The following is a 26,467-nucleotide window of genomic DNA, read 5'->3' as shown; positions in this document are numbered from 1 at the left end:
ATTAGCGCTCTGGCTTGACCTTGCTCTGAATAAGCTCTTTCAAGGCATCAACGTCGCGAGGCAATTCAACAACCCTCTGCTCGTGCCCTTCAATATCTGCAAAACGGGGCGGTACCGGTGGGACGAAACCAACGGCCTCGGCAATGGTTTCTTCGAACTTCACGGGAAGCGCAGTCTCCATCACTGCGACGGGACCCTCAAGTTTTTCGCGCAATTGGCGAGCAACCTGCACCCCATCGGCGGTGTGTGGATCCAAGAGGTAGTGCGATTCCTCCCAGGTGCGCCGAATTTGGGCCAGCCGATCTGCGTGAGTGGATGAGGCCGCGAGGAAGCCGAAGTTCTGCTGAAGTTGTGCGAATTCTTCGGTTCGAGAAAGGTCGAAATATCCCTGAGTGGCGACGCGGTTGAAAAGATCGCGTGTACGGGCCGCGTCCCGTCCAAGGAGATCGAAAATAAAACGTTCGAAGTTCGAGGCCTTCGAGATATCCATCGAAGGTGAGGAGGTCGCAAGAGTATCTTCACTGCTTCGAACCCGGTATACGCCCGTTCGGAAGAACTCCTCAAGAACATTATTTTCGTTTGTAGCAACGACCAGAGACTCAAGGGGAAGCCCCATCTGGCGGGCAATATGCGCTGCGCAGATGTTGCCGAAATTCCCACTGGGGACGACGACATTGAGGCGCAGGTCAGGCATTCCTGTCTGAAGACGAATGCGCAGCCAAGACGCAATGTAATACACAACCTGCGCCAGCAAACGGGCCCAATTGATGGAGTTAACCGCACCGATATGCCACTGCTGTTTGAAGTCGGAATCGATGTTGACGGCTTTAACAAGGTCTTGACAGTCATCAAAGACGCCATCAACTGCGACATTGACGATGTTGTCGTCAAGGAGGGAGAACATCTGTGCGCGCTGGAAGGGAGTCATGCGTCCGGCGGGAGTGAGCATGACGACGCTGAGGCCTAAGCGGCCTCGCAGCGCGTATTCTGCTGCGCTTCCGGTATCACCCGAGGTTGCACCAACGATGGTCAACCAATCCCCACGTCGTCCCAACTCGTATTCGAATAGCTCACCAAGAAGCTGCATTGCCATGTCTTTAAATGCAGCCGTAGGGCCATTAGACAGGTGGGCGAGCCAGAGGTTTTCTTCTGCGTTCACACACGTGACCGGCACAATTTCTGGGTCCGAAAATACGGGGGTGCGGTATGCGCGAGCGCAAATACCATCGAGATCCTCACGCGGAATGTCATCGATGAAGAGCGCCAGTACCTCAGCAGCAAGCGCGGCGTAGCCGTGCTGAGTGAGCACATCCTGCCAACGATTCAGCTGCTCAGCGCTGAGCTGAGGGTATGTTTCGGGCAGGTAGAGCCCACCGTCCGGCGCTAGCCCTGCGAGCAAAATATCGCAGAAGGAGGCGGAAGCGGCCTGAGGATCTCTGGTCGAAATGTAACGCACGCTCTCACCCTACCGTGAGCGGGTGGCTCGAGAAGGATGAATTGTTTCATCTGAGACGCTTTGTGGAGAGAACCAGAAAGTAGACGCAAATGCCCGCCAGGCGATTTAGGCTACTGGCATGAGTGAAATGTCTTCGCTTCCTTTCCCCTACCGGGTTGGGCAAGCAATTGATGTCCATGCATATGCTGATCCGCAGTCAGATTTCGGGAACAAAACGCTGTGGCTTGCATGCCTTGAATGGCCAGGAGAAATCCCTCTTGAAGGGCATTCGGATGGCGATGCTGCCGCGCATGCCACCTGCGACGCGCTCTTGGCCGCCGCAGGACTGGGAGATCTTGGAACAAATTTTGGAACCGATCGCCCCGAATGGGCAGGAGCGTCAGGGAAGGCATTTCTTGAAGAGGTCCGCCGAATGCTGGCAGATGCCGGTTGGTTCATTGGAAACGTCACGGTTCAAGTCATTGCAAAGCGTCCGCGCATGATGAAACGCCTCGAAGAAGCCTCGCAGGCGATGAGCCAGATTCTTGGGGCCCCCGTCTCTGTTTCGGCAACAACAACTGACGGCCTCGGGTTCACTGGCAGGGGTGAAGGTATCGCTGCAAGTGCGACGGCTCTGATCTATCGCAAGTAACAGCGCACTTCACGTGAGTTTCACGCAAAAACAAGGCGGAGCCTAAACTCTCCTCACGCGTGCTCCAGAGCTACTTCAGCGAATCCAGCCTTGCCTTTGCCGGGTGAACAAAGAGTGTCATGACCAATCCCAACGCAAGGATCAAGATGATGCCAAGGATCCCCCAGTAGGTGTAGTCCGCACCGGCAGGTGTCCAATTGCGACCAAACGCCAGAAAGATGCCGTACATCGCTGGTGCAAGGAAGGACACTGCACGACCGGTCGTCGCATACAGCCCAAAGACCTCGCCTTCACGCCCCTCGGGGATCATGCGTCCAAGGAAAGATCGTGATGCAGACTGAGTCGGACCCACGAAAACGCAAAGGGCCAGACCGAAGGTCCAGAAAATAATCTTTCCGCCATTGTGCAAGAAGAAGACGCTCATACCCGCAATCACCATGCAGCTTAGCGAGATCACAATAAGGCGCTTCGGTCCGATGATGTCGTCCAAGGCACCCATGGCGATAGTGGCGATTCCTGCGACGACGTTTGCCGCAATCGCAAAGATAATCACCTCGCCAGATGAGAAACCGAAGGCCGTTCCCGCAAGGATCGCGCCGAAGGTGAATACACCCGCAAGACCATCCCTGAACACGGCAGAGGCCGCAAGGAAGAACAGCGTGTGCGGCGATTCCTTCGCCAGAGACTTCACCGTGCTCCACAGCTTTCGGTAAGAATCCCATAGAGTTTCGTGCTCACCGTGGTGCTCATCAATATGCCGGGGCTTGACGGGGTGAAGCATCAAAGGCAGTGCAGACAGCAGCATCCACGCTGCAGCAATCACCATTGAGACGCGAATGTGCAATCCATTCGCATGGGTAATGCCAAACCATCCGACCTCGGGACTGATCAGTCCAACGTACAGAATCAACAGCAAAACAATGCCACCGACATAGCCCGATCCCCATCCCAGACCGGAAATACGGCCCATGTTTTCTTTGGTCGAGAGGTGGTTGAGCATCGCGTTGTAATTGACCGATGCAAATTCGAAGAAAATATTGCCAATACCCAAAAGCGCAATGCCAAGGAAGAGGCCTCCGCGCGGCCCCAAAGGCCCTTCCGGAGCGACAAAGAACATCAGTGCCAGACAAATAACGACCAAGATCGTAAACACTGTTAAGGCAAGACCGCCTTTTCCGCGGCGATCAGCGCGTTGACCGGTAATCGGTGCGAGAAGCGCAATGATGATGCCTGCAGCAAAAAGACCCCACGAAAGGTAATCACTAGCGGTTCCCTTATCGGTGAAAGTCCCATCACTGGTCAGATAGACCGAGAAGACGAAAGTCGTTGCAACAGCATTAAATGCTGCCGAACCCCAGTCCCACAAAGCCCATTCAATGACCGGCTTCGTCAGAATCGATGCTTTCTTCTTCGCCGAAGGTGCCATCGATTGAGGGGGCGTCGATTCACTCATGTTCACTCCTTATACGCCTACCACCGTAGGCCTACCAGTGAAACTATCACGGAGAAGCAACGAAAAAGAAAAAATACAAGTAAGGGTCGTCACGCACGAGCATCTTCGGCAAGGATTGCGCGCGCAAAAACCAGATCAATTGGCGTCGTAATCTTCAATGCGCGGCCTTCACCGGCAACAATGCGAACGGGAATTCCCGCCTGCTGAGCAAGCCCGGCATCATCAGTAAGCGCTGTGGCTTCGCTATTCGCCGAGGCCGCGGCACGCCGATGCAGCTCACGGATCACTTTCCAGGGGAAACCCTGCGGAGTCTGAACGGCAACCAAACCAGCGCGGTCAACCGTCGCCTCAACATAGCGCGCGCCCTGCACTTGCTCTGCCGAGGCCTCGGGAACTTCATGGAAGCTCTTCAGCGTATCCGCCACCGCAAGGCCTGGGATCACCGCCTGCTCTCCCGCGCGAAGAGCATCAATCACGCGAGAAACCAGCTGAGGGGAAACCAAAGGGCGAGCTGCATCATGAATCAAGACGGGGCTGTCATCACTCAAATCAGCAGCTGTTTGGGCAAGTGCCTCGAGTCCAGCAGCGACGGAAGCCTGCCTAGACAGGGGGGAACCCGGAACAACGCGGACAATATCACGAAACTCGGCAGTCTCCAGAAGTGCACGGAACTCTTCGAAGCGTTCTGGAGGTGCTGTCACAACAGCGCAATCAACGCCACCAGAATGGAGGTTCCTGAGCGCGTGCTCAACCAAAGACATTCCGTCGAGTTCAACCAAAGCTTTCGGGCGATCTGAGCCCAAGCGCGTACCCGATCCGGCCGCAGTGATGACCGCGTAAACCTGAGCCGGGGATGTTGAGGTCACTCTTGTTCCGCGTCTTCTTCCGGGAGGTCATCCGCGATTGCGAGGGACTCGTCGTAGCCCTCAGCCAAGACCTCGTCGAGGCGCGCAGCCGCAGCGGTCTTATCGATATCACGGGCAAGTGCAAGTTCAGAGCTGAGGATCTGACGAGCCTTCGTCAGCATGCGCTTCTCACCGGTCGACAGCTTCTTCTGATCATCACGGCGAGTAAGATCTCGAACAACCTCGGCAACCTTGACGATATCGCCAGTCGCAATCTTCTCTTGGTTGGCTTTGAAACGACGCGACCAGTTTGTGGGCTCTTCAATATAGGGAGCGCGCAGGACCGAAAGCACCGTCTCCAAACCGTCTTCGTCAACAACGTCACGCACACCGACAAGATCAACGTTTTCGGCGGGTACCTGAATGGTGAGATCACCCTGACTGACGCGCAGAGTCAAGTACGTCTTCTCTTCGCCGCGAATAACACGGGTGGAAATTTCCTCAATCTTCGCGGCGCCGTGGTGAGGATAAACAACGGTCTGACCGATCTCAAATGACATAGAAGAAACTCCTGCGCTTCAGCTGAACTGCGGTCTATATTCTATCAGTTCACATACTTTCTGCGCCTTTGAATGGTGAGCAGCTGTGCACAGACGCGCCTGGGACTAGAAAGCCCTGCCCATCACACTCACGGTGAATTTTCCAGAAGGACAGCTTTCAAGAGGGCCAGCGCGATCGCAACAAAACGCAAACGCGGCGGTCCCGGAATTCGGAACCGCCGCGCCTATTGCAGAAATTACTTACCTTGGTTGGCGACCGCAGCGATCTTCGCCTCGGCCTCGGGATCCAGGTAGGTGCCACCCTTCTTGATGGGCTTGAGGGTTTCCTCGTCAAGCTCGTACACCAGCGGGATGCCGGTGGGGATGTTAACGCCGGCGATGTCCTCGTCGGAGATCTCATCCAGGTGCTTGACGATCGCGCGCAGAGAGTTGCCGTGCGCGGCGATCATAACGGTCTTGCCGGTCTTGATCGCGGGAACGATGGTCTCATCCCAGTAGGGCAGCAGACGTGCGATGACGTCCTTGAGGCACTCGCTCATGGGAACGGGTTCACCGGCGTAGCGGGGATCCTGATCCTGCGAGAACTCAGAACCTGCTTCGATTGCGGGCGGAGCCACGTCGAAGGAACGGCGCCACAGCATGAACTGCTCCTCGCCGTACTCGTCGCGGATTTCCTTCTTATTCTTGCCCTGGAGCGCACCGTAGTGACGCTCGTTGAGGCGCCAGTTGCGCTCAACGGGGATCCAGTGACGGTCAGCAGCGTCAAGTGCCAGGTTCGCGGTCATGATCGCGCGACGCAGCATCGACGTGAACAGGAGATCCGGAAGAACACCGGACTCCTTGAGGAGTTCACCACCGTGGGTTGCTTCCGCGCGGCCCTTGTCCGACAGCGGAACATCCACCCAACCGGTGAAGAGGTTCTTTGCATTCCATTCGCTCTCGCCGTGGCGGAGCAGCACCAGTTTGTAGGTCATGCACATATTCTTTCATTCTTTTCGCATATGTGTCACGGGACCTGCGTCACGCGTCCCGCCTTTTCCCCTGTTTCTCGGAGATGAGAAGAAAAACGGCGACATCCTGCACGCGTCCTGTCCACAACACCCCAGCGCATGAGCTCTCAAAATCATCAAATAACCGCAACCTAATCAACTTCGATCAGTGTCTCAGTAGGGGCTATCCAGCAACTGCTCAGTATGTTCCTTTTAAACTTTGGGCATGAGTGACACAACATCAAAGCGCCACTTTTTCCGTACGGCGACCGCATTGTCCACCTTGGCAGCACTCGTTTCACTGAGTGCATGCTCTCAGAGCGCGCCTTCCGCATCGACCTCCGCAACGAGCGAGGCAACCCCCGAGGCAACCGCTTCAGCCACCTCCGCGGTCCCCGCTGTCGCAGGCTACAAACCCGGTGAGATTCCGCCAGTTCCTCTTTTCAAAGTTCCCCCAATCGGCGTATTCGCCTCAAATGCTGACAAGGCTGTCATTGACGCGACCGCTAAGATTTCCTCCGTTCCCGGCGTAACCGTTGCCCCCGCCGTGTGTGAGGGTTCCGGATTGGTGACCAACGGCGGAAATACCGTACTTGGTGGCGACGGATCAGGTGTCTCCAATAACGGCGATAAGCAGGTCGTCAACAGTGGTGACGGCTCCGGCGTTATTAACGAGGGTCCAGTAAGCATCGTTGTCGATGGCACGGGCGGTGGCGTCTACAACGATTCATCCAACGGACTGAACATCACGATCAGTTCCGATGGCTCCGGTACCTACACCTCAAACACTCTGAACATCACGGTTAGCCCTGACGGTTCCGGCGTCTACAACAACTCCGAAACCGGCGAAAAGATCGTGATTAGCTCCGATGGTTCCGGCAACTACAGCAACAGCAAGACTTCGGTGACCTACAGCCTTGATGGCAAGGGCGGCGGCGTCTACAACGGCCCGAACTTGAGCATCATCAACAACGGCGATGGCACCGCGACGGTAAATGGCCAGCAGGTGAAGGCTGACAAGGCACCGACCGTTGGCAAGGTTGGTAAGTTCCCCAAGGTCGATAGCCTCAAGCCCGTCGAGAGCTGCGGCACAACCATCACCCTGGAAGATGGCGTCCTCTTCGACTTCGGCAAGTCCGATATTCGTCCCGAGGCAGCAGCAACCCTGAAGAAGCTTTCTGAGGTACTCACGAGCGCGAAGGTTCCGGCTGCACACGTTTACGGCCACACCGATTCAATTGGTGACGATGCTTCCAACCAGGCCCTGTCTGAGGAACGCGCTACTGCAGTCGTCAACGAACTGAAGAAGGATGGCGTCACTGCAACCTTGGATTCTCAGGGATTTGGCGAAAGCAAGCCGGTCGCACCCAACACGAACTCCGATGGTTCGGACAACCCCGCCGGTCGCCAAGCGAACCGCCGCGTGGAGATCTTCATTCCCGCATTCTGACAGTAAGTGGCTGAGGCACATCACTACCCCAGCTTTTTGCGCTTAGTTCCAACTATTCAATTTCAACTGCCCCCCGAACCAGTCGATCACTCTCAAATGAACTTCTCCCCCACATCCAGTGTCCAACCAGATGGAAGGTACGCATGTCTACTCACCAGCCCACTACCGAGGCCTCGATGAACCCCGAAATAACAAGCGGAACTCACCCCGCAGATCAGGGTGATGCAGGCTACGATAAGGCCCTCAAAAACCGCCACCTGCAGATGATTGCAATCGGTGGATCGATTGGAACTGGCCTCTTCCTTGGTGCAGGCGGACGCCTTGCGCAGGGAGGTCCGCTTCTTGCTCTCGCCTACGCGGTTTGTGGAGTTTTCGCCTTCCTCATGGTCCGCGCACTCGGTGAGCTCGCAATCCGTCGCCCCTCCTCTGGAGCCTTCGTCTCTTACGCACGTGAATTCCTTGGTAGACGTGGTGCTTTCATCACCGGCTGGTTCTTTTTCCTCGACTGGGCAGTGACGGTGATGGCAGATATTACGGCGGTCGGCGTCTATATGCACTACTGGAATCTCTTCGAGTGGATCCCGCGTTGGGTGATCGCTCTGATCGCTCTTGTCCTGGTTTTCTGCCTCAACATGCTGTCGGTGAAAGCCTTCGGTGAGGCCGAATTCTGGTTTGCTCTCATCAAAGTTGCAACGATTTTAATCTTTATGGCGCTTGCCATTTGGGCGATCATCACCCAGGCCCAGATGGGCGACCACACCGCCGGCGTCCACAACATCGCCGAAAATGGCGGCCTACTCCCACAGGGCATCGCACCGATCTTCGCACTGACTCTGGGCGTTGTCTTCGCTTTTGGCGGCACTGAAATGGTGGGCGTCGCTGCCGGCGAAGCGAAAGATGCACAGAAGATACTTCCCAAGGCAATCAACTCGATGGCCCTGCGAATTTTCTTCTTCTACGTCGGTACCGTGACTCTCATGGCTTTAGCCCTGCCCTACACCGTTTATTCCTCCGACGAGTCCCCCTTCACCACCTTCTTCGCTTCGCTCGGAATTCCTCACGCCGGTGATATCGTCCAGGTTGTCGTTCTAACCGCAGCGCTTTCCTCGCTTAATGCGGGGCTCTACGCGACGGGCCGAACCCTGCGCTCAATGGCCGTTTCTGGCGAAGCCCCCAGCTTCGCCTCGAGACTTAACAAGCACCACGTCCCCTACGGCGGAATTATCATCACCGCCTCACTCGGACTGCTGGGGGTACTGCTCAACGCATTCCTGCCCGACGATGCTTTTGAAATCGTCATGAGCTTGGCCGGAATCGGCATTGCGGGTACCTGGGCGATGATCCTCATTACCCACCTGGCATTCCTCAAGCGTGTGCGTGCCGGGAAGGAGGAGCGCCCCTCATACCGCATGCCGGGCGCACCTTTCACGAACTACATCTCGCTCGCTTTCTTTGCGATTGTCATCGCTTCAAATGTGACTAGCGCCAATGGCCGTTGGACTCTTGCGCTCTTCGGAGTGGTGGTCGTGGCAATGGTTTGTGGTTGGTATGCAATTCGGGGTAAGTTTTCTTCAAATGACGAGGCCCCCCGCCGCTTAGGCGAATAACCACCCCTCTGCTCTCGTTTCTTTTTCGCTATCCGATGATGGAAGAGGACGCACTATGAGGATTCATGTGACGTATGCAGGCGGAACAATCGGGATGGTTGATTCTCCTGACGGTTTGCGACCGGGCGCCGATATGGCATCGTGGCTCAACACTCAGTTCGACGGAATCGAGCTTACGGGACAGGTGTCAATGTCTCAGCTCTCGCCGCTCGTCGATTCTTCGGAAACGACACCGATCCACTGGCAGATGATCATCGACGATATTCGCGCTCATGCCGATGAAGCCGATGCTTTCTTGGTTCTCCATGGGACCGACACCATGGCCTATAGCGCTGCGGCACTGTCGTACGCACTGGCGGATTTCACGAAACCTATTGTTTTGACGGGTTCTCAGTATCCGCTGGGCGTTGTCGGAACCGACGCCTCCGCAAATGTGACGGGTGCTTTGCGCGCTGCCGGAAGTTCCCAGGTGAGCGGCGTGACTTTGTTCTTTGGCCATATGCTTCTGGCAGGAAATCGTTCAACGAAGACCTCATCATGGGCCTTCGCTGGCTTTGACTCACCTTCGACATTGCCGATTGCACGTACAGGTGCCCCTTGGCGCTGGTATCACAGTGTCGAGGCCGGTGAGGGTTGGGCTAATCCGGCACCTTACGCTCGCCACGATGTTGCCGTTGTGGACATTGTTCCCGGCCTGAGCGCCACGCGTTTACGTTCCATGTTTACTCCCCTGCCCGAGGCGGTGATCATCCGCGCATACGGCGTGGGGAATATTCCGGCTTCAGACCCGGGTTTTGTGGATGTTTTGCAGAAGCTGCACGAGGCCGAGGTTCCCTTAATCGTTGCCTCGCAGTGCCACCAGGCCGAGGTTGTCTTGGGCCATTACGAGGCAGGGAGCACTCTTGCGCGCTTGGACGCAATTAGCGCGCATGACATGACGCTCGAGGCCTTATATGCGAAGACCATCTTCTTACTCTCTCAGGGATTGCAGGGTGAAGAGTTCGCGCAGTGGATGAATCGATCTATTGCTGGCGAAGTGAGCCTTCCGGGTATTGCATAGCTGACCTGCGGTTTTAGCTATTCCAGCGGATATAGGATGAACCTAAACCGGTACAGATCACGAAAACTGACCACTCGACACAAAACGTATTGAATACAAATATAAATGCGGGGTATTTCGATAAGAAATGCCCCGCATTTATATCAGAGGAATTCAGAACAAAGGTCAGCGGTTTTCCTTTTCAAACTGCTCGACAATGGCCGAAGGAATCCGACCGCGATCACTCAGCTCGATCCCCTTTTCACGAGCCCAACGACGCACGCGAACACTCTTTGCTTCCGTATCTCTACACGGTGTTGTGCGACGACTATTGAGACGCCCGCCTACCCTGCGAGCTGCAGAAATCCACGGTGACATGTCCCGCTCAAATTGCTCTGCATTCTGGTCGGAAAGATCAATTTCATACGATACGCCTTTGAATGCGAATGAAATTGTCTGCTTGGCGACCGAGCCATCACGGTCATCAACCAATACAACGACTTTCTTCTGCACAGTTTTCACCCTTCGAAAACTCGTCAACCGCAGAGAAGAATTCTTTTTTCTGCGATCGAGTAATGCGCTTTTCGAAGCCACACTATCACATTTTCGATATTAACTATTAATTTTTTGAGCCCTTATAATTGCCTGTCTCATTTTCGATTCAAGCGTTGTATGGCCTGATCAAAACCTATAAACTGTCCTTTCGTTAGAGAACCTCGAGGATGAAGGCTAAAACGGAGAAGGGACATGAACCAAGCAAAGCGGGCTCGCGAAATCGAACAGTTTTTCATTACTATCACTAGGGCTTCTGCGGCTCTAGAGGCAACGCTCAAGCGCGAGTTCGGACTTTCACTCGGCGAATATCGCGTCCTCGATGAGGTCGCTTCAGCCGGCAAAATTGGAATCCGTATGGGAGAACTTGCCCAATCGGTCATTTTTAGCCCCTCGCGTCTGACACACACCTATCGTCGTCTGGCCGATCGCGATCTCATCGTTCGCACCCCCTACGAATTCGATCGTCGAGGTGGCACAATCACCATCACCGATGCAGGCAAGAAACTCGTCACCTCCGCCCAACAGGCTGAGCGAGCACTTCTGCGCGACATTATTAGCGACGATATCTCGGACGAAGACCTCAACGTGTTGATCCGCGTTGGTTCAGACGTTAACACTCGCTTGGATGAAGTCGAAAAGCGCTAGTACTCTCAACTAGTGTGAACGCACCCGGTTTACCACTCTCCCGGCTCTCGCCCCGAATCCGCATGGGGCTAGCGGTATTCGTTACCGCAATAATGGCAGGGTTAGTTGGTGCCGGGTGTTCTCATCTTCTCCACCTGATCGAAGGCCTCGTCTTCGGCGACGCAAACGGCACGCTTCTTCAGGCAATTTCCTCAGTGCCTTGGTGGCACAGGATTTGCGCATTGGGGGGAGCAGGCCTCGTCGGAGGAATTTCCTGGTATCTCTATGCGCGCGCCGGTGGCAAACCCATCTCACTACCCAAAGCGGTTAATGGCCAGAAGATGCCACTTCTCCTGACTTTCTGGCACTCGATTAACCAGATCATCATTGTCGGAATGGGCGCTTCTATCGGTCGTGAAGTTGCACCTCGCGAGATCAGCGCCTCCCTAGGCGGAAAGATCGCGGATTTTCTTGACCTTCCACCCGAGCAGCGACGCGTTATTGTCGGCTGCGCGGCCGGTGCAGGTCTTGCTGCTGTCTATTCGCTCCCGCTATCCGGAGCAGTATTCGCACTTGAAATTCTTCTGATCGAGGTCACAGCCAGCGCGGTATGGCCTGCGCTGATCATCAGCGGCGGAGCGGTCCTCGTCGCACACGGCTGGGTTCGAAGCGATCCTTTCTACACACTCCCCGAGGCCGCCCAGCTCCTTCCGACCGCATCACTCACACTTTGGGCCATCATCATCGGTCCTCTCCTTGGAATCATTGGAGTCCTCTTCAAGAGTGTCGTTTCGGCATGCTCTGCTGCGCGCCCTACCGGCTGGCGACTACTTGCCTGGATGATCCCGATCTTCACCCTCATTGGAGTGATCACTGTTTGGGTTCCTTCAATTGCCGGGAATGGACAATCGACCGCTCAGCTTGCTTTTGATGGAGCTGTTTTAGGACAGGGAGGGCGCGAGGCCGCGGGAATCGGATTCGCTTTACTCGCTTCTCTTGCGATCGACGGATTCACCAAACTTATTGGCACGCTTGCCACCATTCGCTCGGGCGCATGGGGTGGAACTCTTACCCCCGGTCTTGCACTAGGCGCATCGAGCGGTGCGGTACTGGGAATCCTCTGGTCCCACATCTACCCCGGCGACACAACCGCAATCGTTTGCTTCGCCTTCATCGGCGCTGTGGTTGTTCTTGGAACATCCATGAGCGCACCGCTGACAGCGCTGTGCCTGGTTATTGAATTTACACACCGAGGCGCAACCTTGCTTGTGCCCACTGTCATCGCACTGGGACTTGGGGTTGGCGCGTCGCGCATGTGGAACAAATGGCGCGAGCAGAGAAGCGCCTAGGCCTCGTCAGGGAAATGAACCCAGCCCGCTAACCCACGGCGGGCAAGCGCACCCAAAGTATCAACGGCACCGGCAGACGCATTACCCCAGGGAATATAGGTAAAGTCCGTGCCGCCGGCTTCGAGGAAAGCATCGCGGTTAAGCTTTGCAATCTCATCAACGGTTTCCAAGCAATCCGTCATAAAGCCAGGACAAATGACATCAAGGCGCCGGGTCCCACGACGAGCAAGCTCTGCGACGGTATCGATGGTCGCCGGACCCAACCATTTCGCGGGTCCAAAGACCGATTGGAAAGTCACCAATAGCTGATCTTCATCAAGATTTAAACGGGTTCGCAGCGCATTCGCCGTCGCCAGACACTCATGCTTGTAGGGGTCACCCGCATCGTGCATTTTCTGAGGGATGGAGTGAAAAGACGCAAGAAGCTGGTCGCCGGATGCGAAATCGGGGCGACCCCGACGTGCCCAATCCTCCTCGATTGCGTGGGCCAAGGCTTCAATATAGGCGGGTTCCGTGGGGAATGAACGGATTGTACGCACTTCCATATGATTGCGACGCTTCAGGATGTAGCGCGCTAAGGCGTCAGTCACCGTTCCCGCGGATGACGCGGCATATTGCGGATAGGCCGGCAGAAGAAGGACTCGGCGATGCCCCTTCGCAAACACGTCATCGAGGACGCTCTCAATAGAGGGCTTTCCGTAGCGCATAGCGAGCGCAACTTTCGCTTGACCGCCAAGCAGCTCTGATAGGGATTCGGCTTGGGCAATGGAATACGCCATGAGTGGCGAACCGTGCTCAGTCCAAATCGAGCGGTAGTTTGGGGCAACTCGAGAAGGGCGGAAAGGAAGAATTACGCCTTCCAGAACTGGCTTCCAAATCAGAGGATGAAGTTCGATCACACGACGATCGCTCAGGAATTCACGCAGGAAACGGCGAATATCGCCGGGGCTGGTGGATTCTGGAGTACCGAGGTTAACCAGGAGCACTACGGGGATCTCAGCCGGGTTTTCTGACTTTTCGTCATCTTCTGTCAACACAATTCAGCCTAACATTCGCCAGGCAATCTGCCTCTTGAATCGCACATTGCTGTGCGGGCAATCCCACATCACCTCTGTCACGAAACGTTTGCTTCTCACAAGTGGTAACCGCTAAAGTACTTCAGGTAGCTTTTCTCCACCTCAGCAGTGAAGTGCAGATGAGCCCGGCCGCCTTAGCTCAGTCGGCAGAGCGATTCACTCGTAATGAATAGGTCGTGGGTTCGATTCCCACAGGCGGCTCAGACAAGCCCGAAATGCCAACGAAAACCTCGTTGGCGTTTCGGGCTTTTGTGTTGAAACAGGAATGCCCGCGAGCGCGGGGCTCGCGGGCATTGAAGGTCCGAAGATCAGGACAGACGCGTCACGCGGTAGCGCCAGTCGACCGGACCGGTCTCGATGGTCTCGACGCGGTAGTGCGATTCGCTTTCCTGCAGGTAGTTGAACAGCGGGACGGGCTGATGCGGAGCAACAACGATCAGCGATGCGCCAAGCGGCAGGTTGTCCATCGCGGCAAACAACAGTGCATGGCGAACAACCTTAGGCAGGGAATGAATAACAAGCTCGTCCTCACGAACGGCGGGATCCTGCGATACGACGTGCGCGGTTCCCTGACCGTGATCACCGCAACCACAACCGCCGTGAGCAGATGCCTCAGCCTTTGGAGCTTCCTGAGCACCGTGTCCATGTCCGCCACAACCACAACCACCGTGCGACTCAGGTGCAGGCGCTGCCTCAGCCTGATGCCCGTGCCCACCGCAGCCACAGCCTCCGTGCGACTCGGGTGCAGATGCTGCAGGAGCAGCCTGTTCCTTCTTTCCGTGGCCGCCACAACCGCAACCGCAGCCGCCCTCAGAGGGGGTGGTCGACACATCGACCAGCTTGAATTGCTGTCCAGTTCCCGGCGCTGCCGCCTCGGGCAAAGTCTCTGCCATTTCGTCCTCTTCCTTGGAATAAAGCTGTAAACCAGCGGGCACCCACAGGAACGCCCGCACACAGACCTTTATTTCAGTTTAAATCCTTGCTAAATAGAGCGCTGAACGATCCCATTCACTCGCAGCGGAGTGCGAACTCCACCTCGACCTCAACCGAGGCATTGAGCGGCAAAGCTGCAACACCCACAGCCGAACGCGCGTGCTGAGAGCCAAAAACCTCGCCCAGCAGTTCAGATGCTCCATTAACCACAGCAGCTTGTCCGTAGAAGTTCGGCAGGGAAGCAACAAAGGCAGTCACCTTAACTACCGAAGCCAAACGATCCACACCGCCCGCAACTGCAGCCGCAGCCGCCATTGCATTCAACGCGCAAATGCGTGCGGCCTCGTAGGCATCTTCGGGATCCGCACCCTCTTCACCGACCGCACCAATGCAGGCTAGCTCACCATTTTCCAAGGGAAGCTGGCCGGAAGTGCGCACAACACCGCGATCCTCAATAGCGGGGACATAGGCGGCAACAGGCTTGGCAACCTCAGGAAGTTCAAGGCCGAGCTCAGCAAGTTTCTCCGAAGGCAGTGTCATTTTTTCCTCACGATCTCATCAGAACTGGGGGGCATGGAATATCCACACCCCCCAGCCTAGTCCCGCGCAGCACCTCTGGGTCATCACGCACACTTCGCGGGACAGCTTGTTACGGGATCAACCCCGCGATCTGCTCATGCGGCAAGCGCCTGCTGAACCGTCGGCCTCATCGTGAAGAAACGATCAATCACCCGAGTCCACCGGTTTGTCTGCAAGTCCGGAGTCAGCAGAGCCATCGCAGTCGCATACTTCGAGATACGCGAGGGACGGATCCTATTTGCCCACAGCAGTCGGTCTAGCTCAGAGGGAGCCGCGCCTGATTTAGTCTCAATAATCGCAATGTGGGGAGCCTGAAGCTCATGCCCCCACGAGTCCCATTCCAGATCGGTGTCAATCGTTGCTCGTCCCTGGCCGTCGGCCATGAGAAGCGTTGAACGCGTGTAGGTTCCAGTCAGTACGGGGACCAGGGAATCAACCCGACCAACACCCTCAAAGCACTGAGCGGCCTCGAGCTTTTCGGCCACCCAAAGCCTGCCCTCATGACTCAGTTCCATCCGCGCTGCCTGAGCGAAGTCGTAGGCCAAGCGCTTCTTGACGGTGTGCCCGCGCGGGCCTCGGGTCTTAACTTCAAGGAAGGCCAGCTCCGAATCAAGGTACGAGCGCGTACGGACCTTGTAGCGGCGGCGGCGCTTGTGCGCGGTGTCCACGAAGGAGTGCAGCTCAGGCGTGTCGAAGTAGCAGGAGCCATAGCGCTGCTCGATCTTGCCGCCAATTTCGAGGATCTGCGTTGCGGGGTTCATGAACGCGATCAACTCATCCAAGCGATCCGTGGGCACGACGTACTTGCGATCGACTCGCGTGAGCATCGCGGCGCGCGCGTTCATCTCGTCGAGGCTGATTCGTTCTAGGTTCGTCAGGTTGTGTAGTTCGTGCGTCATGGTGTCCTCCAGTTCTTTTACGAGGCCGAGGCTGGTGTGGCGATTTGCGTCAGTTCAGCGCTTAGCCGGGACCCGGTAGCGAACATCAACCAAGGTGAGATCGTTGACCATGTCGAGTTTGATGACCTTGACTCCGGTCACCTTGACACCCATGCGGGCCTCAAGCGCTTGGCGAAGTTCCTTCTCGTCTGCGATTGCGCGGTCGAATTGGACTTGCTGCGAACCAGAGCGTCCAAGGATCAGAGTTGAATCACCAACGGCCAAAGTGGCAAGCACCAATGCGACCATTGCATAGGAGTAGATCGCTGTGCTCATGCCGAGGAGCAGGCCAATGGCAAGTGAAGCAAAGTAGTAGGCGATTTCGCGCTGGCTGATTTCGTCGGAACGAAGTCGGATGATTGACAAGACACCGAAGAGGCCAAGACCCAGGCCGGCAGAGATCGTCGAGTTTGCCATAACGCTTGCGACCGCAAGGACGCCGATATTCACAACAAAGAATGCGACGACAAGATCAGCGCGTCGATGGCGGGGGTAGTAGAGGGCTCCAACCAAGATCAACATCGCGAAGAGGTCAATGATGATCGGCAGAACCATCGCTGTGGTGAGTGCAGTCATTTGATGCTCCTCAAGATTGTTTCGTGCGTGACGTAACTATTGAGCCAGCGGAGTCTATGAATGAGCTATGTGGGAGACTTGTTCTAGCAATGCGTATTGGAAAGAGATCGAATGCTCCCTTTTTTCTTCTTGGCGACAACCGTTTGTCTCTTGATTGGTCTTGGTTTTGCGATCTATGGACGCAACTCCCGCTGCTTGATCTTCGTTCGCGCGATCGGCTACCTGACGGGGAGCGCAATTGTTAATGCGATTCTCATGCTGATGCTGGTTTCTCTATTTGGGAGCCTCATCTTGCTTCTCCCCTCATCACTGCGGGGAAGTGAGAATTTCCTTGACGACACGGCCTCGACTTTCTCTACAGGTCTTGGGAAGTTCCGCGCAGGGACTTTTTTGCTCATGACGTTGACACTGATGATGGCTGCTGCGCTCATTCAGGTATACATTCACCGTTTTCTTTCAAAGCGCTTCACTTTTTTGACCGTCAGTAGCAAGACCTATCAGATTGCTGAGTACATCATTCAGTGGACGACCATCTTCCTTGCCGCGTACCAGTTCTTCTTCAACGGACTTCGTGATCTCGTGACCTCAATATGGAGTCAGAACGAGGCCACCTACATGTTCAGAATCGTGCTTTCTCCCGATAACGTTAATTTGATCCTCCAGCCTGTCCTTTTCTCCACATGGATCATGGTCGTTGTTGAGAGCTTGTATGCGCGCCGACAAGCAACGACTCCCTGAAAAACACGCAGTGGGGGGATGCGACCGAAGTCGCATCCCCCCACTCTCTCACTCAGCGGCCGCCCTAACGGTTTCCGCCTTGTCCGCCAGGAACACCTCCCTGACCGCCGGGGCCTCCCCCACCGGGACCTCCCTGGCCACCGGTCGATTGACCCGCAGTAACAGAGGTCGAATTCGAATCCACACTCACCGTGTAGCTCTGTCCATTCGACACATCCGCAGAGGAGAAGACCACGTTTTGGAAGGTCTTTGCCGCCTTGATATTGGCGAGAACCTTTCCGCTGGAGTCCTTGATGGTCACAGATGAGTTGGCGTTACCGGAAGCCGAGGCCTGCAACCATCCCTGCGAGTAACTGGTTGAAGGCGATTCGGCCATTCCAGAAGAACCAATGGCAAGAAGCGTTCCACCACTGACCAAGAATTCACCGTTCGAATCCAGTGCGCCGTTCCCACCATCCGTGGGGCCGTAGACGATCGTGTTACCACCGGAGATCTCCACCGAGCCATTGGAGTCGATGCCATCGCCACCCGCGTTGACTGTGATGGTACCGCCCGAGATCAGGATCTTTTCACCGGTGTCCTGCATGGAGCCACCGCCACCGGGTCCGTTGTTGGTCGTGGTCGTCTTGGTCGCGGTCTTCGCCGCTTCAACTGCCGCAACGGTGGTCGAACCAGAACCGTTGATACCGTCATCACTCGAGGTCAGATTGACTTCGCCGTTGGAGATGGTGATCAAGCCGGCTTCAAGGGCTTCATTGGACTGTTCAACGGTGACCTTTGCACCGTCAAGAACGGCCGCGCCCTCAGCGTGGATACCGTCATCAGCTGTCGAGGTAACGATCGTTCCGGAGGTCAGTCGGATTGCACCATCGGAGTGCAAACCATCATCGCCGGAGTCAATCGTGACCTCACCACCGTCTTCAATCAGGAAGACACCAGCCTTAACTCCCTTGGTGGAGTTGTTGGAGTCCTTTCCAGACGAGGCCCCGCCACCAGCAATGATTGTCGTATCACCACCGGTGATGATGACGTCAGTTTCACCCTGGATTCCGTCACCGGTCGATGTGATTTCGATGGTGCCACCGGTGATATTGACGTAGCCCTTGGTGGTATCGCTATCTTGGTCAGACTTCAGGCCGTCCCCTCCTGAAGTAACCTTGATAGTTCCGCCGGCAACGGTCAGCGAATCCTTGCCACGTAGCGCATCGTCCTTCGACGTGACCGTGATGTTACCCGACAGAATGTAGAGGTCGTCCTTGCTGGTAATGCCGTCGTTGTAGTTGGCATTGACCGTTAGTGAACCGCTACCCGTAATAGTGAGATCTGCATCGGAGTAAATCGCCGCCTTATCTTCAGCGTTTGTATCCGAAGGAGTGCCGTCAGTGACGGTGGTTGAACCATTCAATGACAGAACAACATCATCCGCAGAGACCACATTGATTGCGCTCCCCGACGAGTTCGTGATTGTCGCACCGTCAAGGATCAAGACGACCTGAGCATCTGTCCCGGCCTCGACCTTCACCTGTCCATTCAGTGTTCCAGAGAGCTTGTAGACGCCAGCCTGGGTGATCGTCACCGTGGAGCCGTCGACCTTCACGCCGGATGCTGAGGTACTCGCGCTGCTTCCGTTCAAAGTAATGGTCTGAGCCGAAGAAGCATCCCACGCGGTGTCCTCAACGTAGGAGGCTTTCGCATTGGCAGCCAGGGCCTCGGCAGCGGTCGGGGGAGCAATAACAGTCCCGGACTCGGCGGAAACCGATGAGCTTGAGGCGGCCTTCGCACTGACGGCCGACGAGGCCGAGGTCGCAGTCCCGGAAGTCGAGGAGCAGGCGCTCAGTGCGAGCGCGCCGACCGCGGCGACTGCCGACAAGCGGGCAAGGGTCGAAGCTGGCGTCTTCATGTGAGGTCCTTTCGTGGATCGTGATGATCCAATTGAGCCAGCCAACTCTATGAATGAGCTGTGCCTAGCTCAGGCCTCACATAAGAAAGAAATTTACGTCCTTCACTACCCTTACAGCGCTGCCGAATCGATGAAAGAAGGTTGATTTTCCAGAAAATCCTCGAGGACGCGATTGAGCTGGTCGTACTCGATGAGGAAACCGTCATGGCCATGCGGAGAAGACAGGCACGCGTATTGCGCGCCGGGGATTCCCTCGGCGATCTTGAGTCCTTCCTTTGCGAAGAACAGCCGGTCCGAGTCCACCGAAATCACCAGCGTTCGTGCGGTGATCTGCCGCAGCGCCTCGGTAATTCCCCCGCGATCGCGACCGATATCGTAACTGAGCATCGTGCGGCACAAAGAAACATAGGAACCCGCGTCGAAACGACGCACGAGCTTCGCCCCGTGGTAGTCCAAATAAGACTGGACAGCTAGACGGCCGCCGCTCAACACGTCCTCGCGGTCCTGGGGCGCGCGCCCGAAGCGCGCGTCCAGCTCATCGGGACAGCGGTAGGTGGCGTGAGCGATTTGTCGCGCGAGGTTAAGTCCCGCGTGGGGGCCTTCTTCCTGGTCGTAGTAGTCTCCGCCTTGCCAGTTGGGGTCCAGTTCAATGGCGCGGATTTGCGTGTGCGCCCAAGCTGCGCGTTCCGCGTTCGTGCATGCCGCCGAGGCCACGACAACCAAGCGCTCGCAACGCAGCGGGAAGCTCACTCCCCACTCGAGAGCGCGGTGTCCGCCCAAGGAGGCACCGATCACCGTGTTCCACGTGGGAATCCCGAGGTAATCCGCCAGCCGCACCTCGGCCTGAACCTGGTCGCGCGTCGAGATGACGGGGAAACGCGAACCCCACGGCTGCCCATCAGGTGCGGCCGAGGAGGGACCGGTACTCCCCTGGCAGCCGCCAAGGACATTGGGGACAACAATGAAATAGCGTTCGGGATCCAATGGCTTCCCCGGTCCAACGGCTTCTTCCCACCAGCCGGCGGTTGACTGGCCGGGAGCTGTGGGGCCGGAAATATGCGCATCGCCAGTCAGTGCGTGCAGCACAAGGATCGCATTGGAGCGGTCCTCGTTGAGAGTCCCGAGGGTTTCGTAGGCAAGGGTCACTTCGGGCAGAAAGGAGCCATTTTCGAGGCGTAGTGGACCCAAATGTGCAAACTTACGGAATGCGATGGGGTCTTGGGGCATCCATGCGCCGCTTACGGGGATGGGCCCCAGTGTGCGTCGATTCATGGTGATCTCCTTACTGTCCGAGCGACCGTTGCGCGAGCAGCCTTATGCCAAGTGTGCCACGGCTTCGAAGCCCTGCGTCAAATCGGCAATGATGTCGTCGACGTTCTCAATGCCAATGGACAGGCGGACGGTTCCGGGTTCAATTCCCGCAGCGCGCAGCTGTTCCTCGTTGAGCTGAGAGTGAGTGGTGGATGCGGGGTGAATGACCAGGGACTTCGCATCTCCGATATTTGCAACCGTCGGGAGTAGCTTAAGCGAGGTTGCGAATGAGGTTCCAGCTTCGAGGCCACCCTTGATGACGAAGGAGAGCAGGCCACCGGCACCGCGGGGGTTGTACTTCTGGTGGAGCTCGTAGTAGGGCGAGGACTCAAGGCCCGCGTAGTTGACGGATTCGACCTGCGGGTGGGCTTCGAGGAACTTCGCAACTTTCAGCGCATTGTCAACGTGGCGCTCAACGCGCAGCGACAGAGTCTGGATTCCCTGCTCGATGAGGAAGGAGTTGAAGGGCGAGGGAGCACAGCCGACATCTCGCAAGCCAATTGCACGTGCACGAATGATGTAGGAGAGGTTTGCTCCGAGCTTCTCAGCGCCCAAGTCGTGTCCGAAAACAAGGCCCGCGTAGGAGGATTCGGGTTCATTGAAACCGGGGAAACGCTTGGGGTCCTTCGTGTAGTCGAAGTTACCGGCATCGACGATCGCGCCCGAGATCGCGGTGCCATGGCCGCCCAGGTACTTCGTGGCCGAGTGAACAACAATATCGGCGCCCCATTCGATGGGCCTGGTCAGGTAGGGGGTGGCGACGGTGTTGTCGACGATCAGGGGAACACCGACGGAGTGCGCGGCCTGCGCGATCTTCTCAATGTCAAAGATATCGCCCTTGGGGTTGGGGATGGTTTCACCGTAGAAGGCAACGGTGTTTTCATCGGTCAGAGACAGCCATTCGTCCACATCGTAGGGATCGCTCACGAAGCGAGCATCGATTCCGAGGCGACGCAGGGTGTTGTTGAGCAGCGAGGTTGAACCGCCGTAAAGCGAAGGCGAAGCAACAATGTTGTTCCCCGCAGATGCCAGGTTCAGGATTGCAAGCGTAATTGCAGATTGGCCTGAGGAAGTCAGAAGTGCACCGACACCACCTTCGAGGGCAGCGATTCGGGCCTCGACGTAATCATTTGTCGGGTTGCCCAAGCGAGTGTAGATGGGACCAAGTTCTTGAAGGGCAAAGCGAGCTGCAGCGCGCTCCGCAGAGTCAAAGGCAAATGAAGTGGTTTGAAGAATCGGGATGGAAGTTGCACCGGTTTGGGGATCGCGGTCCCAGCCTGCGTGAATTTGCTTGGTCTCAAATGCCCAAGAGTTCTGGTAGTCGGTGTCCGTTGCCTCAATTGCGCCCATTATTACTTCTCCTAGTGTTCACGTTGTTGATTCTTGTCACGTGAGGAGAGGCGATGGCTGAGGGGTCGAGCCGCTACGCTCACGATTTGGCGATTGCGGCAGTTTCCAACGCAAAGACGTACGACCCGGGCGAGTATTCTCTAGCCATCAGTAGGTCTGGTCAAAAGCTGACGCGTGGGTCAGCTACGCATTCGCTGGAACATAGCCTCATGCTATGGCCCAGACGTGGGCCACGCGCGACTTGTTCACATCGTGGGCGAATGTAACATCCCCGCCTCGCGGAAAACCACAATGCCAGGCCTCATCAGTGGATACTGCCAATTCGTATGGAAGAGATTTGCGACCCAGAGGATTTGCAACACTTCGTCCCAACGGCAAAGTGGGGACACCCGTTCGGGTGCCCCCACTTATTTCTTGTATTCTCAGCCCTCTGCCTCGAGTCTCTTTTGTTCTTCCGGTGTCAGCTTGGCAATACCAATGCCTGTTGCCGCCCAGAGAAGCGCGAAGAAGATTGCGATCCAGTTCGAAATTGCCCACGGCATGTAGGACAGAGTAGCGACACCCAGTGTTCCAGCCATATAAGCGCCCGCAGACGTCCACGGCAGGATTGGCTCCCACACGGTGGCAGCATCCTCAATGGTTCGCGACAGGTTCTTCGGGTCCAGGCCACGCTTGATTTACTCGCCACGCAGCATTTCGCCTGGGATTAGCAACGACACTTGGCCGTTTGACGTGATGCCGATAACCGCCAGGCCCGTCACGATCGTCGATGCGATCAATGCAAACGTTGACTTCACAGGCGCCAGCAGGCTCGAAATCAACACATCCAGCGATCCAGATACCGACACGGTGCCCGCGAAAGCAATCGCGCAGAAACAAATCAGTAGGACGCTCATCATCGAGTTCATACCGCCACGCTCCAGCAGTCGCGTCACATCTGCAATGACGGAATCAGCTTGAAAGCCGGCTTTACCAACCATATCGACGGTGAAGCCATCCACGGATGCCACAACCGAGTTCGAGAAGGAAACGCCCTGGAACACGACAGCGTTGAATATGGCGGTCGCACAGGACACCAGCATGACGGGCACGGTCGGCATTTTCATGATCGAACCGACCAGAACGACAAGTACGGGCACCAGCAGGAGCAGGTTCCAGTTGAACGCTGAATCCAGGGTCGCCAAGATCGTGCCGACCTTCTCGGGCACAACACCGTCGGAAGACTGAAGGCCGAAAATCAGGTACACAACCGCGGAGGTCAGGAACGCCGGCACGGTCGTCCACATGAGGTGACGAATGTGGGTGAACAGGTTGACGCCCGTGGCAAGCGAGGCGATGTTGGTGGTATCCGACAGCGGCGAGAGCTTGTCGCCAAAGTACGCGCCCGCCACGATCGCACCAGCCACCATCGGCAGGTTCGCATCCATGCCAACCGCGACGCCCATGAAGGCGACGCCAATCGTTCCTGCAGAACCCCACGACGTGCCCGTGCACAGCGACACGATCGCCGTCACGACCAGCGCGATGAGCGCCAGGAACTGCGGGTTAATGATCTTCAGGCCGTAGTAGATGAGCATCGGGATCGTGCCGCCCGCCATCCACGTGCCGATCAGCGCACCGACAACAATCAGGATGAGGACAGCCGGCATAGTTTTCGCGATCTTCTCGGCGATCGCGCCGATGATCTCATCCCATGTGTAACCCAAGGTCATGGCAACAATGCCAGCGACCACGGCCGACGCGATAAGCAGCGGCTCGACGGGGAGGCTCGCCGCAATGTAGCCGCCGCCCAAAAGGACGATCAGCGTGACCGCGGGAATCGCCGCGACCAAGAGAGATGGAGTGCGGTGAGCCCGCTTCTCCGAGGAGGTGACTGACATCGTCAATCCTTTCTATTTCATTGCGTCCGCGCGCCAGTGCACGTCCGCTTAGTTCGTTGCGAGCGCCGCGCACAAGCGCTCCAGAGCCCGGACCAGATCGCGCTCCGGCAGCGCCACGTTGATGCGGAAAAAGCCTTCATAGTCGGCCCCGAAGTCTTCGCCCGGGGACACTGCGACCCGGGAGGCGACCACGGCCTCGTCGAGAGACGCGGACGAGGCCAGGTACTCGCGTGCGTCGACCCACACCAGGTATGTGCCGTCGGGGTCGACGACGCGGGCCCGAGGCAGCGCGTAGCGCAGGTACTCGACGGCCACGCGCAGGTTCGCGTCGATGCGCTGCTGCAGCTGGTCCACCCACGCCTCGCCGAGGTTCCACGCGGCGATCGTCGCGGGAATCGCGAAAAAATTCGGGTTGTGCAGGCCCATGAGGCGCTTGGCATCTTCGAGGCGCACCCCAAGCTCGCCGCGCACCGCGATCGCCGAGGCCTCCAAGCCTGCTGTATTAAACGTTTTTCCGGGAGACATGCACTGAATGAGGCGCCCAGACTCCCACAATCGCGGTGAGACAGCTGCGAGCGGCTGGTACCGCTTCCTACCCGGCCGCTGGAAATCCGCGTGAATGTCGTCGGAAAGCACCAGCACGTCCCCATGAAGTGCAAGGGAAGCAACCATATCCATCTCGCGCTCACTCCACACGCGCCCCGTCGGGTTGTGCGGGCTGCACCACAGCAGCAGGTCCGCTCCCTCCATCGCACGGGCGAACAAATCCTCGGGAATTCGAGGCGATTCGCCCGACAGGTCAAGGGGTACCCGGCACACCTCGCACCCGGCGCGCTCCACGACCTCGATGATCGGCCCGTACGCCGGATCCAGCGTCACGACCCGAGGGGGACGCACCAGCGACCCCGGCAGGACGATCGAGCACAGGGCCGACACGCACTGGACGATACGCGGGAAAAAGTGCACGTCACCCGGCTCGAGCTCCCACCCGTGGCGGCGCTCCTGCCAGCGGGCTGCAGCCTCGCGAAAGTCATCGAAGACCTCCGTGTAGCCGAAGATCCCCTCCGCGCAGGCGTCCACGATCGCGCGCGACACCTCCGGGCACGTCGCGAACTCCATGTCCGCGACCGACAGGGACAGTGCATCCTCGCCGAGGTGTGCGGCCAGCAAGTCCCACTTCGCGCTGTGCGTCCCCCAGCGAGTGATCGTCTCGTCAAACATCGGAGCCACCCGCCCGGTTTGCGCAGCGGTGGGTCTGCCCGCACGCCCCCAGGTCCGCGACGTTCAGGGCGGCCGCCTGCTTCGCCGCTCCCAGGGCGACATACTCTGCCGCCTCGGGAAATTCAACGGGCACCCCCAAGAATTCGGGTGCCAGGCTCTGCACTGCCCGCGAGCGCGCTCCACCGCCGACAACGAGCACTTTCTCAATCGGAACGCCCAGCTCACGCACGCATTCGAGTGCGAAGCGCATGTGGGCAAGCAGCCCCTCGACACCGGCCCGAGCAAGGTGTGCGCGCGTCGAATTCTTAAGCGTCATTCCTTCCAATCGGGCGGTGGCATCGGGGAGATTCGGGGTGCGTTCGCCTTCGAAATAGGGAACCAAACGCAGCCCTCCCGCGTCGGGAACCGACAGTGCCGCGTCGTCCAGTTCCTCATAGTCGAGGCCACTCATCGCGCCTACCGCGTCAAGGATTCGCGAGGCGTTAAGCGTGCACGCAAGGGGAAGCCAGTGCCCGCTTGCGTCAGCAAAACCGGCGACTTGACCACTGGGGTCTTCAATAGGGGTCTCACTGACAACCGACACGACTCCTGAGGTCCCCAGTGAGAGCAGAGCTTGGCCAACACCGAGGCCAACTCCCAGAGCCGCACCGGCATTGTCCCCGCATCCCGGGCCAATGGCGATTTCTCCCCATCCTTGCGTTGGATCCCCACATCCCATGGCCTCCACGGGATTGCAAATCTTCGGCAGGATGATTCGCTCGGCCTCTTCCATCGAGATTCGTAGCGCCTGAGCCAAGATTTCGCGCCTGTAGACTGCGTCAGCCCGGTCCATGTAGCCCGTTCCCGAGGCGTCGGAACGGTCGGTGCACAATCCTTCCAGTCCGACAGTTTCAAAACCGCCGCGGATCTTCCAGCTCAGCCAGTCGTGTGGCAGGCAGATTGCCGCAATCTTTCGCGCATTCTCCGGCTCATTGTCTGCAAGCCAGCGCAGTTTTGTGACTGTAAACGAGGCAACGGGAACAAGTCCCGTGGCATGTGCCCACCAACAGGCGCCACGCTCACGGTCGCCATCGCCTCGTTCGCAGGTGAGTTCCTCGGCCGCGCCGGCGCTTCGGGTATCGTTCCACAAAAGCGCCGGGCGGATAACCTCGCCTCGCTCATCCAAGCAGACCATTCCGTGCTGTTGGCCGCCCACGCTCAGCGCACGCACATCATCGAGTCCGCCTGCTGCGCGCACGGCCTCGAGGAAGGCATCCCACCATCCCTGAGGGTCGACCTCACTTCCCTCGGGATGTGAGGCACGACCTTCGCGGACAATCCTTCCGCTGACCGGATCACAGATCACGACTTTGCACGATTGCGTGGAGGAGTCGACTCCAGCGACGAATGGCCTGCTTTCACTCATGG

Annotated in this window: 23 protein-coding genes, 1 tRNA gene and 1 pseudogene; 8 read left to right on the top strand and 17 right to left on the bottom strand. The window is 57.3% G+C overall.

Annotation, left to right across the window (positions count from 1 at the left end; genetic code table 11):
• Position 1 precedes the first annotated feature (1 nt).
• Positions 2 to 1,456: a threonine synthase gene (gene thrC, locus KHW85_RS03780; RefSeq protein WP_291458858.1), complete on the bottom strand. Its 1,455-nt coding sequence runs from the start codon at positions 1,454 to 1,456 to the stop codon at positions 2 to 4.
• A 127-nt stretch (positions 1,457 to 1,583) separates the two neighbouring features.
• Here thrC and ispF point away from each other — a divergent pair, with 127 nt between their 5' ends.
• Positions 1,584 to 2,087 (top strand): 2-C-methyl-D-erythritol 2,4-cyclodiphosphate synthase, encoded by a 504-nt coding sequence (gene ispF, locus KHW85_RS03775; protein ID WP_291458880.1) that lies wholly within the window; start codon positions 1,584 to 1,586, stop codon positions 2,085 to 2,087.
• 70 nt (positions 2,088 to 2,157) lie between these two features.
• Here ispF and KHW85_RS03770 read toward each other — a convergent pair whose 3' ends face one another.
• The 4 genes from KHW85_RS03770 to KHW85_RS03755 form a co-directional block, all read right to left on the bottom strand.
• The gene (locus tag KHW85_RS03770; protein WP_291458857.1) at positions 2,158 to 3,540 is read right to left on the bottom strand and encodes an MFS transporter; all 1,383 of its coding nucleotides are present in this window, start codon (positions 3,538 to 3,540) and stop codon (positions 2,158 to 2,160) included.
• 89 nt (positions 3,541 to 3,629) lie between these two features.
• Positions 3,630 to 4,406, bottom strand: coding sequence for a 2-C-methyl-D-erythritol 4-phosphate cytidylyltransferase (gene ispD / locus KHW85_RS03765; RefSeq protein ID WP_291458856.1), 777 nt, complete (start codon positions 4,404 to 4,406; stop codon positions 3,630 to 3,632).
• The gene (locus tag KHW85_RS03760; protein ID WP_156334706.1) at positions 4,403 to 4,945 is read right to left on the bottom strand and encodes a CarD family transcriptional regulator; all 543 of its coding nucleotides are present in this window, start codon (positions 4,943 to 4,945) and stop codon (positions 4,403 to 4,405) included. The genes ispD and KHW85_RS03760 overlap by 4 nt, the downstream gene beginning before the upstream one ends.
• A 236-nt stretch (positions 4,946 to 5,181) precedes the next feature.
• Positions 5,182 to 5,919 (bottom strand): phosphoglyceromutase, encoded by a 738-nt coding sequence (locus KHW85_RS03755; protein WP_048713089.1) that lies wholly within the window; start codon positions 5,917 to 5,919, stop codon positions 5,182 to 5,184.
• 241 nt (positions 5,920 to 6,160) lie between these two features.
• Between KHW85_RS03755 and KHW85_RS03750 the strand changes: the two genes are divergently transcribed.
• From KHW85_RS03750 to KHW85_RS03740, 3 genes are all read left to right on the top strand, one after another.
• The gene (locus tag KHW85_RS03750; RefSeq protein WP_291458855.1) at positions 6,161 to 7,384 is read left to right on the top strand and encodes an OmpA family protein; all 1,224 of its coding nucleotides are present in this window, start codon (positions 6,161 to 6,163) and stop codon (positions 7,382 to 7,384) included.
• 176 nt (positions 7,385 to 7,560) lie between these two features.
• Positions 7,561 to 8,991: an amino acid permease gene (locus tag KHW85_RS03745; protein ID WP_291458879.1), complete on the top strand. Its 1,431-nt coding sequence runs from the start codon at positions 7,561 to 7,563 to the stop codon at positions 8,989 to 8,991.
• A gap of 55 nt (positions 8,992 to 9,046) precedes the next feature.
• The gene (locus tag KHW85_RS03740) at positions 9,047 to 10,051 is read left to right on the top strand and encodes an asparaginase (RefSeq protein WP_291458854.1); all 1,005 of its coding nucleotides are present in this window, start codon (positions 9,047 to 9,049) and stop codon (positions 10,049 to 10,051) included.
• A 165-nt stretch (positions 10,052 to 10,216) separates the two neighbouring features.
• Here KHW85_RS03740 and KHW85_RS03735 read toward each other — a convergent pair whose 3' ends face one another.
• On the bottom strand, positions 10,217 to 10,543 hold the full coding sequence (locus KHW85_RS03735) for an Lsr2 family protein (protein WP_291458853.1): 327 nt from the start codon (positions 10,541 to 10,543) through the stop codon (positions 10,217 to 10,219).
• A 234-nt stretch (positions 10,544 to 10,777) separates the two neighbouring features.
• On the opposite strand from KHW85_RS03735, the gene KHW85_RS03730 reads away from it, so the two are divergent.
• Together KHW85_RS03730 and KHW85_RS03725 are read left to right on the top strand one after the other, a co-directional pair.
• Positions 10,778 to 11,230 (top strand): MarR family transcriptional regulator, encoded by a 453-nt coding sequence (locus KHW85_RS03730; RefSeq protein WP_009408445.1) that lies wholly within the window; start codon positions 10,778 to 10,780, stop codon positions 11,228 to 11,230.
• Between the two features lie 92 nt (positions 11,231 to 11,322).
• Positions 11,323 to 12,558, top strand: coding sequence for a chloride channel protein (locus KHW85_RS03725; protein ID WP_291458852.1), 1,236 nt, complete (start codon positions 11,323 to 11,325; stop codon positions 12,556 to 12,558).
• Here KHW85_RS03725 and hemH read toward each other — a convergent pair.
• The gene (gene hemH, locus KHW85_RS03720; RefSeq protein WP_291458851.1) at positions 12,555 to 13,595 is read right to left on the bottom strand and encodes a ferrochelatase; all 1,041 of its coding nucleotides are present in this window, start codon (positions 13,593 to 13,595) and stop codon (positions 12,555 to 12,557) included. The two genes, KHW85_RS03725 and hemH, sit on opposite strands and share 4 nt — an antisense overlap.
• Before the next feature lie 167 nt (positions 13,596 to 13,762).
• On the opposite strand from hemH, the gene KHW85_RS03715 reads away from it, so the two are divergent.
• A tRNA-Thr gene (locus tag KHW85_RS03715) sits at positions 13,763 to 13,835 on the top strand.
• A gap of 107 nt (positions 13,836 to 13,942) precedes the next feature.
• Here KHW85_RS03715 and KHW85_RS03710 read toward each other — a convergent pair.
• The 4 genes from KHW85_RS03710 to KHW85_RS03695 all read right to left on the bottom strand — a co-directional run bounded on the left by KHW85_RS03710 (position 13,943) and on the right by KHW85_RS03695 (position 16,660).
• A complete protein-coding gene (locus tag KHW85_RS03710; protein WP_291458850.1) occupies positions 13,943 to 14,527 on the bottom strand; it encodes a DUF2249 domain-containing protein in 585 nt (194 codons plus the stop codon).
• 115 nt (positions 14,528 to 14,642) lie between these two features.
• On the bottom strand, positions 14,643 to 15,107 hold the full coding sequence (locus KHW85_RS03705) for a RidA family protein (protein ID WP_291458849.1): 465 nt from the start codon (positions 15,105 to 15,107) through the stop codon (positions 14,643 to 14,645).
• Positions 15,108 to 15,241: 134 nt separating this feature from the next.
• Positions 15,242 to 16,045 (bottom strand): polyphosphate polymerase domain-containing protein, encoded by an 804-nt coding sequence (locus KHW85_RS03700; RefSeq protein ID WP_291458848.1) that lies wholly within the window; start codon positions 16,043 to 16,045, stop codon positions 15,242 to 15,244.
• Between the two features lie 54 nt (positions 16,046 to 16,099).
• Positions 16,100 to 16,660, bottom strand: a complete 561-nt coding sequence (locus KHW85_RS03695; protein WP_019126828.1) for a DUF4956 domain-containing protein — start codon at positions 16,658 to 16,660, stop codon at positions 16,100 to 16,102.
• 111 nt (positions 16,661 to 16,771) lie between these two features.
• Here KHW85_RS03695 and KHW85_RS03690 point away from each other — a divergent pair, with 111 nt between their 5' ends.
• Entirely contained in the window at positions 16,772 to 17,398 is a 627-nt protein-coding gene (locus KHW85_RS03690) for a hypothetical protein (protein ID WP_291458847.1), read from the top strand.
• A 64-nt stretch (positions 17,399 to 17,462) separates the two neighbouring features.
• Here the strand turns inward: KHW85_RS03690 and KHW85_RS03685 are convergent, their stop codons facing one another.
• From KHW85_RS03685 to KHW85_RS03660, 6 genes and pseudogenes are all read right to left on the bottom strand, one after another.
• Positions 17,463 to 19,298 carry a carbohydrate-binding domain-containing protein gene (locus KHW85_RS03685; RefSeq protein WP_291458846.1) on the bottom strand — a complete coding sequence of 612 codons (1,836 nt, stop codon included), beginning with the start codon at positions 19,296 to 19,298 and terminating at the stop codon, positions 17,463 to 17,465.
• A gap of 111 nt (positions 19,299 to 19,409) precedes the next feature.
• Positions 19,410 to 20,570, bottom strand: a complete 1,161-nt coding sequence (locus tag KHW85_RS03680; protein ID WP_291458845.1) for a homoserine O-acetyltransferase — start codon at positions 20,568 to 20,570, stop codon at positions 19,410 to 19,412.
• 42 nt (positions 20,571 to 20,612) lie between these two features.
• A complete protein-coding gene (locus KHW85_RS03675) occupies positions 20,613 to 21,959 on the bottom strand; it encodes an aminotransferase class V-fold PLP-dependent enzyme (protein WP_291458844.1) in 1,347 nt (448 codons plus the stop codon).
• A gap of 422 nt (positions 21,960 to 22,381) precedes the next feature.
• Positions 22,382 to 23,839 (bottom strand): annotated as a pseudogene (gene nhaC / locus KHW85_RS03670) (Na+/H+ antiporter NhaC).
• 48 nt (positions 23,840 to 23,887) lie between these two features.
• On the bottom strand, positions 23,888 to 25,060 hold the full coding sequence (locus KHW85_RS03665; protein WP_291458843.1) for an aminotransferase class I/II-fold pyridoxal phosphate-dependent enzyme: 1,173 nt from the start codon (positions 25,058 to 25,060) through the stop codon (positions 23,888 to 23,890).
• Positions 25,053 to 26,465 carry an FGGY family carbohydrate kinase gene (locus KHW85_RS03660; protein ID WP_291458842.1) on the bottom strand — a complete coding sequence of 471 codons (1,413 nt, stop codon included), beginning with the start codon at positions 26,463 to 26,465 and terminating at the stop codon, positions 25,053 to 25,055. The genes KHW85_RS03665 and KHW85_RS03660 overlap by 8 nt, the downstream gene beginning before the upstream one ends.
• Positions 26,466 to 26,467 lie beyond the last annotated feature (2 nt).

This window comes from Actinomyces sp. oral taxon 181, assembly GCF_018370895.1.
Classification (GTDB): domain Bacteria; phylum Actinomycetota; class Actinomycetes; order Actinomycetales; family Actinomycetaceae; genus Pauljensenia.
Note: the sequence above shows the minus strand (reverse complement) of the source record. Positions and strands in the feature narration are given on the sequence as shown.